Origin of the sequence: Rouxiella badensis, assembly GCF_002093665.1 — a bacterium.
Taxonomy (GTDB): domain Bacteria; phylum Pseudomonadota; class Gammaproteobacteria; order Enterobacterales; family Enterobacteriaceae; genus Rouxiella; species Rouxiella badensis.
This window is the reverse complement of the sequence record NZ_MRWE01000047.1, coordinates 1-11537: the sequence shown is the minus strand read 5'-3', so window position 1 is coordinate 11537 and position 11537 is coordinate 1. Positions and strand designations below refer to the sequence as shown.

The 11537-nt window shown below is 52.6% G+C and carries 12 protein-coding genes and 1 riboswitch; of the genes, 5 read left to right on the top strand and 7 right to left on the bottom strand.

The window, feature by feature from the left end; genetic code table 11:
- Positions 1 to 27: 27 nt before the first annotated feature.
- The 5 genes from BS640_RS20360 to BS640_RS20340 are packed head-to-tail and all read right to left on the bottom strand — an operon-like array spanning position 28 to position 4053.
- On the bottom strand, positions 28 to 663 hold the full coding sequence (locus BS640_RS20360; RefSeq protein WP_084913239.1) for an urea amidolyase associated protein UAAP2: 636 nt from the start codon (positions 661 to 663) through the stop codon (positions 28 to 30).
- Positions 663 to 1397, bottom strand: a complete 735-nt coding sequence (locus BS640_RS20355) for an urea amidolyase associated protein UAAP1 (RefSeq protein WP_017493508.1) — start codon at positions 1395 to 1397, stop codon at positions 663 to 665. Before BS640_RS20355 ends, BS640_RS20360 begins: the two co-directional genes overlap by 1 nt.
- On the bottom strand, positions 1394 to 2122 hold the full coding sequence (locus BS640_RS20350; RefSeq protein ID WP_017493507.1) for an ABC transporter ATP-binding protein: 729 nt from the start codon (positions 2120 to 2122) through the stop codon (positions 1394 to 1396). Before BS640_RS20350 ends, BS640_RS20355 begins: the two co-directional genes overlap by 4 nt.
- Before the next feature lie 18 nt (positions 2123 to 2140).
- A complete protein-coding gene (locus BS640_RS20345) occupies positions 2141 to 2953 on the bottom strand; it encodes an ABC transporter permease (protein ID WP_084913238.1) in 813 nt (270 codons plus the stop codon).
- Positions 2954 to 2988: 35 nt separating this feature from the next.
- A complete protein-coding gene (locus BS640_RS20340; RefSeq protein WP_017493505.1) occupies positions 2989 to 4053 on the bottom strand; it encodes a putative urea ABC transporter substrate-binding protein in 1065 nt (354 codons plus the stop codon).
- Positions 4054 to 4121: 68 nt separating this feature from the next.
- Positions 4122 to 4224: riboswitch (guanidine-I (ykkC/yxkD leader) on the bottom strand.
- A gap of 346 nt (positions 4225 to 4570) precedes the next feature.
- Here BS640_RS20340 and BS640_RS20335 point away from each other — a divergent pair.
- A complete protein-coding gene (locus BS640_RS20335) occupies positions 4571 to 5287 on the top strand; it encodes a DUF3053 domain-containing protein (RefSeq protein ID WP_017493504.1) in 717 nt (238 codons plus the stop codon).
- Positions 5288 to 5481: 194 nt separating this feature from the next.
- Positions 5482 to 6270: a DsbA family protein gene (locus BS640_RS20330; protein ID WP_017493503.1), complete on the top strand. Its 789-nt coding sequence runs from the start codon at positions 5482 to 5484 to the stop codon at positions 6268 to 6270.
- 50 nt (positions 6271 to 6320) lie between these two features.
- Here the strand turns inward: BS640_RS20330 and BS640_RS20325 are convergent, their stop codons facing one another.
- A complete protein-coding gene (locus BS640_RS20325) occupies positions 6321 to 6686 on the bottom strand; it encodes a hypothetical protein (protein ID WP_084913237.1) in 366 nt (121 codons plus the stop codon).
- Positions 6687 to 6917: 231 nt separating this feature from the next.
- The gene (locus tag BS640_RS20320) at positions 6918 to 7808 is read right to left on the bottom strand and encodes a LysR family transcriptional regulator (RefSeq protein WP_017493501.1); all 891 of its coding nucleotides are present in this window, start codon (positions 7806 to 7808) and stop codon (positions 6918 to 6920) included.
- A 453-nt stretch (positions 7809 to 8261) separates the two neighbouring features.
- Between BS640_RS20320 and BS640_RS20315 the strand changes: the two genes are divergently transcribed.
- The 3 genes from BS640_RS20315 (at position 8262) to aroD (ending at position 11405) form a co-directional block, all read left to right on the top strand.
- Positions 8262 to 9101: a sugar phosphate isomerase/epimerase family protein gene (locus BS640_RS20315; RefSeq protein WP_084913236.1), complete on the top strand. Its 840-nt coding sequence runs from the start codon at positions 8262 to 8264 to the stop codon at positions 9099 to 9101.
- A gap of 33 nt (positions 9102 to 9134) precedes the next feature.
- The gene (locus BS640_RS20310) at positions 9135 to 10409 is read left to right on the top strand and encodes an MFS transporter (protein WP_084913235.1); all 1275 of its coding nucleotides are present in this window, start codon (positions 9135 to 9137) and stop codon (positions 10407 to 10409) included.
- 219 nt (positions 10410 to 10628) lie between these two features.
- Positions 10629 to 11405: a type I 3-dehydroquinate dehydratase gene (gene aroD, locus BS640_RS20305; protein WP_225741543.1), complete on the top strand. Its 777-nt coding sequence runs from the start codon at positions 10629 to 10631 to the stop codon at positions 11403 to 11405.
- Positions 11406 to 11537 lie beyond the last annotated feature (132 nt).

The following is an 11537-nucleotide window of genomic DNA, read 5'->3' as shown; positions in this document are numbered from 1 at the left end:
CCCGAAGCACGCGTTATCTGACTGGATTTACCAGATCACCACTTCAATCGGCGTAGGGTTGTAGCCGTTACAAGGATTATTCAGCTGCGGACAGTTGGAGATAAGCACTAAGACGTTCATTTTCGCCACCAACTCTACGTATTTCCCCGGCGCGGAGAGCCCGTCTTCAAAGGTCAATCCGCCCTGCGAAGTCACGGGGACGTTCATGAAGAAATTTATGTTGTGAGTAATGTCGCGTTTGGTGAGCCCATACTGCGGGTTCTCGCTAATCGCCAACATCCAGCTGTCGCGGCAGGCGTGCATATGGCGCTTTTCCAACGAATAGCGCACGGTGTTGCTCTCGGTGGCACAGGCGCCGCCCAAGGTATCGTGGCGTCCACAGGTGTCGGCGACTATCTCCAGCATCGGACGGTCGTCGTTCGAGCGTAGCGTGGTGCCGGCGCTCAGAAAGACGTTTCTTTGTCCGCGCAGAGTATCGGTCATGCTGTAGCGCTCACCGACGTCGTCGGCGTTGAAAAACAGCGTATCCGCGGCCTGATTGCCTTCGCTATCGACGATGCGCAGCGTTTGTCCGGCCTCGATGCGGTGCAGCCAATAGTCTCCGGCGGCGATGGACTGACGAAAAAGGGCGGTTTCGGTATGCTGTTGGCTTGTCTGGATCATCAGTGTGCTCCCTGGCAGCAAGTAGTGTGATGGTAGAGGTCATTGTTGGCCTGGCCGCGCTGGTTCTCCGCCGATTGCAGGCAGTGAGCGGGCAGCGGCGCGCTACCGGCCAGCAGGGCGATATCGATAGGCGCTCGCGGATAGCGTGCTGCCTCGGTCATGGGATGCGGACAGGTGTGCATCACCACCAGCGTGTCCATCGCGAAACGCAGCGTGACGCTGGCCGTCGGCTGCGGGCGTGTGTCGAGCGCCAGATACCCGTTTTCGTCGACGGTGACTTTTGAAAACAGGTTCACGCAGGCGGCCATATCGCGTTTTCCAAGCCCGTATTTTGCCAGTTCAACCAGGAAACTGTCGTAGCCGTTCTGATGACGGGCGTTGTGCGCCTGCTGATAGCTCAGCGCACCAAACCGCTGCTCGGTCTGCGCCGCATTCAGGGTGCCGCAGACGGTATCGTGCCAGCCAAAACTGTCGTGCTCGATGCCGCAGAAAATGCGCCCCATGTCTGAGTAGAGGCAGTGTCCTTCGGTGAGTCGGAAGGTGTGCTGGCACTTCAGGGTATCCGGCGCGTTGTAGCGTTCGAGCAGGTTCTCTGGATTGTAAAACAGCATGCCAAGGTTGGCGCCGCCCTCGACGTCGGTCAGGCGCAGCGCCGATCCGCTTTTTACCCGCATTGACCAGTGTGAACCGGCTTGAAGCTGGGTTTGGTACAGAATTTCGTGGGATTCACTCATGCTTTTCGCTCCTCTAGCGGAATGTCGTAGGTAATACTTGCGCCCCAGGCGTCAGGTGCCTGAGGGTCATGACGGATTTTGTCGAACACCCACAGGCGCGAACCGAGGGAAAAACCCTCCTTGAGGTCGTGGGTTATCATGAAAATGGTGAGTTTGTGTTTCTGCCATAGTTCGGTTATCAACTGATGCATGTCTTTGCGGATGCCTGGATCCAGGGCACCGAAGGGTTCGTCGAGCAGCAGGATACGCGGCTTCTTGGTCAGCGCCTGCGCCAGTGCCAGACGTTGCTGCATGCCGCCGGAAAGCTGGTGAGGGTACTTATCCAGCGCATGGCCGAGCCCGACCTGGGTCAGCATGTCGGTGGCGCGTTCGGCAATCGCCTTACGCTTGCTGCCCCACACGCGACCCAGCCAGCGCGCCTGGACGAACTCTTCACCGATCATCACGTTTTGCAGTGCGGTCAGATGTGGGAAAACCGAATAACGTTGGAAAACTACGCCGCGATCTTCTCCCGGTTCCTGAATGACCGGTTTGCCGTCGAGCAGCAGTTCGCCCTTACTGGGGCTTTCCGTACCGAGCATCATTTTCAGGAAGGTGGTTTTGCCACAGCCTGATGCCCCGACGATAGAGACGAACTCTCCCTCCTGAACTTCGGCGTTGACCCGCTCGAGTACCACCTGATTGCCGTAGTGTTTTTCCAGATTGCGCATACTGAGTAAGCTCATTTTTTGCTCCAGTGGGGCTTATTTAACGTAATACCAGGGCCAGCAGCGGCGGCTTATCAGGCGCAGCAAGGCATCGAGGGCAAAGGCGAGCAGCGTTATCCAGGCGACGTAGGGCAAGATAACGTCCATTGCCAGATAGCGGCGCATCAGGAAGATGCGATAACCGAGCCCTTCGGTGGCGGCGATGGCCTCGGCGGCAATCAGGAACAGCCAGGCCGAGCCGAGCGACAGGCGTACCGCGTCGAACAGGCGCGGCATCAGCTGAGGCAGGATTATCCGCCACATGATTTGCCCACTGTGGCCGCTAAGGGTCTGCGCCTTGATCAGCTGTTCGTGGGGGATTGACTGCACCTGCTGTTGAAGGTCGCGGGCGATAAACGGCGTCACACCGACGGCGATTAGCACGATTTTTGACAGTTCACCGAGGCCGAAAATGATAAAAAGAATAGGCAGGACCGCCAGCGGGGGGATCAGCGCAAACAGCGTCACCAGTGGAGAAATCAGCGAACGCACGGCGGGCAGCGCGCCGCAGAAGATACCCAGCACCAGTCCCAGAAAGGCGCTGATGGCGATGCCGCTCAGCAGGCGAATCAGGCTGGCGTAAGTGTCGGTCCACAGCAGATATTGGCCGGTACGTGGATCGGCTTGAAACGCTACGCGGTAAAGGGCGTCGCCCATGGCGCTAAAGCTCGGCAGCAGCTTATCGAAGGCATTGGCCGACAGACGGGCATCCGACGCCATCAAATAAACCAGGATCAGCAGCAGCAGGGGTAAAAGCCCGAGCAGGCTGCGTGACAGGCGTTGCGGTTGGTAGTTGATCATTTTACGCATCGGAATGCCTTTCAGATAGTTAACAGGGATAGCAATTACAGCTTGTTGGCCGCAGCCAGCTTCACGAACGTGTCGGTAAAATGCAGCTTCTGGTTGGACGGATTTCCCCAGTTGCCGGACGGTGTGGTTATCCCGACGGTGGTGGCATCCGGCGCGCCTTCGCCGAGCAGGCCGTGCTTGAAGGAGAACTCAGCCACGGACTGCATGGTGGTTTTAATCTGTGGACCTTTCATAAAGTCCAGCGCCTGCTTCGGGGTGCTGAACAGGTAGGTCGCGGCCAGCTGATCGTCAAAGCCTTTGAGGTCGGTACCCGACTCCTGCGCCATAAAGCTGCGGGCCTTGAGGGCTTCCGGGCCGTTACCTTTCATGGCATTGAGCGTGTCGTACCAGGCACCGGTCAGCGCCTTGCCGAGCTCAGGATGGGCCTTCAGGGTGGTGCTGTTCACCACTAAAAGGTCGAGGATTTCGCCCGGGATTTGGGCTGAGGAGAAGATTTCATGGCTGTCGGGCTGCTTTTTAGCCTCTGCCAGCAGCGGGTTCCAGGTGACAATCGACTTCACGGCCGGAGTGCCGAAGGCGGCAACCAGGTCGGCGTCGGCGGTGTTGACCACGGTGACGTCTTTCTCGGTCATGCCGGACTTTTCAAGCGCGCGCGCCAGCAGGTATTCGGACACCGACAGCTGGACCAGATTGATGGACTGGCCTTTCAGCGATTTCACATCACCTGCGCCTTTGAGCATGATGCCATCGTTACCGTTGGAGTAGTCGCCGACGATAAGCGCAGTGCTGTCTACGCCGCCGGTTGCAGGGAGGGTTAGCGCGTCCATATTGGTCATGGTGCAGCCGTCAAATCCTCCTGCGGTATATTGGTTAACCGACTCGATGTAGTCGTTTACCTGTACAAATTGAATGTTGATACCGTATTTGTCGGCCCATTTCTTGAGGATGCCGCTCTGCTGGGCAAAGTCCCAGGGCATCCAGCCGGCATAAATAGACCAGGCGATTTTGAAAGTAGGTTTAGTGGCGGCCAGAGCGGGCTGGCTAAGAAGGGCTGCAAGGCATAAGGCGCAGGACAGCAGGCGTTGGCAAGCTTTAAACATTATATTTCCTCTGACGTTAACCACGGATAAGGTGCAGGAGGTCGGCGGCGAGAAAGGTTCTCGCTTTGGCCTCCCGGGCTTTTATCCCGCCGTGTAACCGCCAGAGGGCGGTCGGTCACTCTCGGACCAGCCATCCGCAAAACGCGGACCGGAACCCTAGTGACCTTATTTCAAATTGTATGGCGACACCGGTTTCCCGCTATCGCTCCTGCTGCTGACAAACAGGCAATATCCTTGCCAGATCGCTTTTAATCAGAAATAAATCAGGGGAATGTCAGGGTTAATGCCTTTATAAACAGCGGGATAATTAATTTATTAAAAGATATCGGCGGTGGTTGAGGGCGGATGAAAAGCGGATGGGTCAAGTTGGGCGAGGGTAATTTTTCACCGCATTCGTGCAGACTGCACTGGCGCGGGGCAGTTGCTTCTTTGCTGTATCCTAAGCAAGCAGGATCATCTATCCTAATAAGCTCAGGTTATCAGCTGTTAATAATAATATTGAATCAGGAGTCAGGAAATGGCTGTAGGGATCAGGAGCAGGACATTCGCGCGCTGGCTGGCGCCTGTAGTTGCATTACTCATGGTTTTTCAACTTACCGCCTGTGGCGATAAAGAGCCGGAACAAAGGAAAGCCTTCATTGATTATCTGCAGAATACGGTGATGCGCAGCGGGCAAAATCTGCCGACGCTGAGCGAAGACCAAAGGCAGAAATTCGGTAAATACGCCGACGATTACACCATTATTCTGACCTTCTCGCGTCAGATGAAGCAGTCAGTTAACAATAGCCTCGCCCCTGCCGTGAACACACTGGCCCAAATTCGCGTGCCACAGGATTACCTGCAGCAGAAAGCGGCAGTGCAACAGGCGGCCGGTACGCTGAATACGCTTACCCAGCAGATTCAAACTGCCAAGGCGACCGCCGACACCGCGCAGGCCGCGCTCAAACAGCCTGATGACCTGAAAGCCGTTTATAATCAAGTCTATGCTCAGGATGTGACTCAACCCGCCAATGCGTTGCTTCCGGTCGTTCCCGCACTCTCAAGCCTGACTCAGGACATTATTGCCGTGGGCGATTTCCTCGGTCAGCAGGGGAATCAGGTGGCGTTCGCCAACGGTTCCGTGCAGTTCCCAAGTCAGCAGCAGGTGACGCAGTACAATGCGATGATGACCGGACTGTTGGGCAAACAGCAGGCGCTGGTCGATGCGCAAAAACTCGTGGCGGGCAGCTTCTGATTGCGGTTTTAACTTCGCCAGTTAAAAACAAAAACCACGTCTATTGCGTGGTTTTTTGCCAAAATGGCCGCGTGATTCATAAAAGTTCACAATTAATAGGTGCAAGCCGTTAGCGTAATACATTAGCTTTTATGTCATTCATCTGTTTTAAAATTGTGAAAGAATTTAGTCTCATACTCAAAGGAAGTGTTTTTATGAAACGTCATATGATGACATTGCTGGCAGCGCTGATTGCGACGCCGGGTTTGGCCGCCGCCGCAGACAGCAGCGCGACTTTCACCGATGCCCAACAACAGGCTATCGGCAAGATTGCCTCTGAATACATCATCGCGCACCCGGAAGTGTTGGTGCAGGCAAGCCAGAAGCTGCAGGCTCAGCAGCAGCAACAGCAGGAAACGGATTCTCTCAACGCGGTGCTGGGTAATGCGCCTGCGCTGTTGCAGGACAAAGACACTCCGTCTTACGGCCCTGCGGATGCAAAAGTTGCCTTCGTAGAGTTCTTCGATTACCAGTGCATGTACTGTAGCCACATGGCGCCGGTGGTGGAGCAAACCATCAAGGCGAATCCTAACGTGCGCTTCATCTTCAAAGAGTGGCCAATCTTTGGCGACCGCTGGAAAGCATCAATCACTGCTGCTGAAACCGGGCAGTATGTCTATAAGCAGAAGGGCGCGCAGGCTTACCTGGCCTACCACAATGCGATTTATGCGACTGGGCATGACGAAGGCAAGCTGACCGATGCGGATATCTCGGGTGCGGTTGAAAAAGCACATGCTGCGCTGCCAAGCGACGCACACCGTCAGGAAACGCATGCCGCGTTGGCGAAAAATGACGAACTGGCAAAATCTTTGGGCTTCCAGGGCACGCCTGGCTTTATCGTGATGCCAGTCAGTGGCGCTAACGCCGACAACACTACCGTGCTGCCTGGCGCAGTGTCGGCAGAACAGCTGCAGGCTGCCATCAGCAAGGCGCAGGGCAAATAATTATCTCTGTCTGAACGCAGAGCCTGAGAGGGCTCTGCGTTATCTCCCCTTCACAAATTCGTCTGCTGATTTGCCTTTTCTGACGGACCTGCCGCCATGACATTGATACAGCTGTCTAGATTCTGACCTGCTATGGCCTTCTGCCCTGAGCTCAGTGACTGATATCGTTTAATGGATACCATAGCCACACTCTCGCTAAACTTGACCTTACTCACTGAATAATCGCTGTTTTCATTATCAATCACGGTGCGGATTTTATTTAAGAAAGCGCTATCGGTGTCGGGAGCTGCCTTACCCATCACATCGACCGCGACGCACGCTGCGGCATCGTAGTGAGGGTCTCGCGGTGGTGTACGCTTGAACCACCAAACGGCCAAACCAACCACCACCACAACGACCAGGAATAACTTTTTCATTACGAACACTCGTTCCAAACTAAATATCAAGGGTGAGTAGGGTAAAGAGCTGACAAGATAAAAGCCAGCTCTGTGAAAAATAGAGCACATTGCCCTGAATATCTGCCCGGATCTTTAACATCTTTGGATCTGTATTAATCAATAATTAACATCACAGGCGGTTGCTACTGAAACATTAATTTACCAGCGCAAGTATGGATATTAAATAATACTCTCTCGGAATGTTTCCTATTAAATGTTTTGATCCTGGTAATGTAACAAAATATTCAGTAATTCTGGCTGATGCGGTGCAGCAGCTAATTTCACGAACGTCGGGAAAAAGATATTCGGCGTCGGGTAAATATCCACGATATGACAATATTCCAGTGCCTGTGGCGGTACCTCGCAGGCGGGCATCATTGACGCTGCGGCAATTCCTGATGCGATTAACTCACATACCATTCTCGGCTCATTGGCGGAAATAATAATATTGGGCCGCACGCCAAGCCTAAGCAGCTGATTATTAATGTACTCAAACGTGCCTTCGCCATTGATTCTTCTAATTAAAATCAGTGGAAGTTGCCCCAGTTCGGAGAGCAATATGTGATCTTTTGGCGGCGCTGGCAGCAATTTTTTTGAGACAACGGCGACTGCTTTCACCGGTTGCATACTGATACATTCGTAACTGCTTGCCATTTTTGGCTGTTGAAAAAGGCCGATATCGATGCGTTTTTTATCCAGCATTGACTCAAGCGTGCTGGAGTCAGCGACGATTGTTTCGATCTTTACGCCTTCAAGTTTTTGATAAAATTCAGATATTAGCGGGCTGAAATGGCGTTGAAACAAGTAGGAAATACCGATACGTAAAATCTCCTTCTTATTGTTTGCCACGAAGATGGCTTCACTGCGTGCCTCCTCGACGTTGCGCAGAATATCGCACGCCCGCAGATACAAAACCATGCCTGCCTCGGTGGTGGTAATTCCGCTCCCGTTACGGGATACCAGCGGCGTGCCTACCTCCTCCTCCAGCTCCTGAAGCCGCTTGCTGAGCGGGGGCTGTGAAATATTGAGAATACGTGAAGCCTTGCTGATAGAGCCTTGTTCTACAATAACGCAGAAATAACGCAACCGTTTTAAATCCATACAAAACCTTTATAAATATTATTGTCTATAATAAGAAGATTTCAGTGAATAAAAATAGACTGACAAACTTGACGAATAACGTTGACGCAGATCAAAGGTAATTAATCCAACATACTACTTTTTCGGTATGGCTTACCACTGTTAAACAGTATTCCCTTCCCAATAAAGTTTATGACTACTCTTAAGGCTCGAGAATAAGACGAACATCGTAAAGAAGGTCCCATTATGATTAAGTCCATTAAAGAGGGTAGGTCAGTATATGACTCGATTTCGCTGTTCAAACAAGCTGATGTGAAACGCTTTATTCTCGCTTTCAAGTCCTGGCTTTAAGCAGGTTTCCGGCAGAGTCATTTTTGTTCTGTACGGCATCGCTCACCTATTTTTTGGTCGCGCTTTGCGCAAAATAAAGAGTTCGCTACGGCGAAAACAAGCACCAGTATCGGGAGAATTATGATGAAAAAGGCAGAAAATCCATTGTTTATTAACACCGTATGTTTAGGTGGAACGACTGATGACAAACTGCGTGCTGCGCATGACGCCGGTTTTCAACAGGTTGAGCTTTGGAGACAAGACGTTGAAGCCAGCGGGGGAGATACCGCAGGTATTAAAACGCTATTGCAGAAGTTGCCCGTCGGATTGACTGATTATCAGGTGCTGCTGGATTTTGACGGAGCGCCTGACAGCATCCGCGAAGATAAACGCCACGAGGCGCTGCGGATGTTGGATACCGCGGTTGCTCTCGGTGCGACCCTATTACTTACACCGGCCTGCACGCATAAAGAGTGCGTCGGTGAGCGTATTGAAGAAGATTTACGCTGGCTGGCTCGTCAGGCGGGTCAACGGGGTTTGCGCATTGCCTATGAAGGTATGGCCTGGAGTACCAAAATCAACAATACCGCCGATGCCTGGAAAATGGTTCAGCGCGTTAATGAACCTAATCTTGGGCTGGTCGTTGATGCCTTCCACATTTTTGTTCGTCAACGCACGGTAGCGGATTTACACGGTATTCCGATGGATAAAATCTTTTTGGTCCAGCTTTCTGACCTCTCCGAGCAGCCAGATCCTGAAAACCTTATCGACACCGCCCGCCATCGTCGACTGCTGCCGGGGCAGGGCAAGTTCCCGATTCATACTCTTATCGAGTATCTGCAAGAACAGGATTACACCGGTCCTTTAGGTCTGGAAGTGTTTAGCGATGTCTTGAAAGCGCAAGATCCAGCCAGCGTAGCGCGTCAGGCCATGAAAGCGTTGCAAGAAACCTGTTTTGGTAAAACTCATCAGTTTTCAAACTAACGTAGAGCGCTTTCATTTCTGAGGAGAGACAAGATGTCTGAGCTACCTAGTTCTATCAATCTGGAGACTCCGGCCGCGAAAGCGGCCCCTCAAACCAATAAACCCGCCTCCAATTCGACTATTCCAGCCAGGCGAACGCTGGTATTGGTTGGTCTGGTTTTAGTGTCGCTTAACCTGCGCGCCGCCGTCACGTCACTTAGCGCCATCTATGGTTTTATCGAGCACGATATTTCCGGGTTTAACGCGAATATCCTCGGTGTGTTGCCGCTGTTGTCGTTTGCGGTGTTTGGTTCGCTTACCGCCTCTGTGTCTCGCCGACTGGGCTATGAAGGCGCGCTGTTGCTCTCCATGCTGCTGGTCTGCGCCGGTATCGGGCTGCGAACCTTCACCGCTAGCTTCCCAGTTTTTGTGGCTTGCAGTATTTTGGCGCTGGCCGGAATGGGCTTCGGAAATGTGCTGGTTCAACCTACCATCAAGAAATATTTTCCCGACAGCGTAGGCGGTCTGACGGCAACTTATGCGGTCATGATTGCGGTATCGGCCGGTCTGCCGTCGGCGATTGCGGTGCCTATTTCTCAGTCCGACGGCTGGCGTGCCAACGTGGCGCTATGGTCTCTGACCGCATTGATCGCGGCGCTGCCTTGGGTATTACAGACTATCCGTACCCATCACCAGAGCGATGCGACGGTGGCAAAACCGCAGCAGAAAGCGCAATCCGCTGTTAAACACATTGCGGTGTGGAAATGGCCAGTTGCCTGGTCGATGGTTATCCTCTTTGGTGTCAGCATGATGAGTATGTACGCCATGCTCAATTGGTTGCCTACCTATCTCATTCAGAATGGGATCAGCGCAGCTAACGCGGGCGACATGCTGTTTGTATATAACATCGTCGGGATCGCGCACTCCATTCTGGTGCCAATTTATCTCGGGAGGATGAAAAAACCGTACATTGTGGTGGCAATCGGCGGCGTCATGCAGATTGTGGGATATATGGGCTTCCTGTATATGCCGGGTGAATCCTGGGTTTGGGCCGTCGTTGCGGCACCTGGCCTGATGACTATCCCTGCCACCTTCCAGCTGATTAACCTGCGCACGCGCAGCGTTCAAGGAGCTGCGTCGTTGTCTTCTTTCACCCAGGGTATCGGATACGTATTTGCTGCCGCAGGGCCTTTCTTCTTCGGACAACTGCACCGTTTCACCGCGGGCTGGCATGCCTCATTCTGGTTCTTGACCGTGATGGCTATCATCATGATGTTGGCCGGAGGCGCTGCAGTCCGCAACAAGTACCTCGAAGACGCGCAAAGCTGAATCCTTATCTAAGAATACTTAACCTCGATTTTAGTCAAAACCATCACTAGCCTTATGTCTTGAGGACGTTATTTTATGAAACGCCGGGAATTTATGAAATCAGGCGCAGCGCTGATTGCGGGAGCTTTTGTCCTTAAAAATGCCTCAGCGGCCATTTCTCACTCTGACAGCCTGACACCGTCAGGCGCCATTGCAGTCCCCAAGGGAGGGAACAAGCGCATGATTAAATTATTAAAGGTGAAAGGAATCTCTATCGGTGAGGGTGCACCAAAGCTGATTGTGCCGACAACGGCCACTCAGGAATCTGAAGTGTTGGACTCCGTACGACAGTTGGCCGCGGTGAAAGAGATTGATGTGGTTGAATTTCGCCTCGACTATCTGGACAACGCGCTAGACAAAATTGCCGTGGCTAAAATGACGCGTCAGGTTGCTGAACTCTTACCCAACAAAGTGATGTTAGTGACCTTCAGGACTGAGGCCGAGGGCGGTGCGAAGGCCATCAGCGACGCAGCGTATGGCAGTCTTTATCTGGAAATCCTCAACAACGGCAAAGCCGATCTGCTGGACGTAGAGATGTTCCGCAGTGAAGCGGTGGTAAGCAAGGTTGTGGCACAGGCACATCAACAAGGTGTCGCGATAGTGATGTCTAGCCATGATTTCAAGAAAACGCCGCCGAAGGAAGAACTCATTCGCCGTCTCCGTCACCAGCAGGCGCTGGGGGCCGACATCCTTAAAATAGCCACCATGCCTCATGACTCGGGAGACGTATTAAGTCTGATGAATGCGACCTGGGAAATGCACAGCCAGTATGCCGAAAGGCCGCTGCTGACAATGTCGATGAAAGGCATAGGCGTGGTGTCTCGCTTGTCCGGTGAATTAACCGGTTCAGCCTTGACCTTCGGCATGGTCGGTAAACCTTCAGCACCCGGCCAAATTGATGCCAGCCATTTACATCAGGTACTTGACGTTATTCATCAGGCCAGTCAACCGGTATAAATAAGCGGAATACCCTCGTCTTTTAGAAACTATTTAGAAAAATCTTCTGTATTATTTTATCAGAGGCAGGCTCTTTATTATTTTTATCATCTATTTGCAGTGGTTGAAAAATAATGAGCCATTTTAATTCTT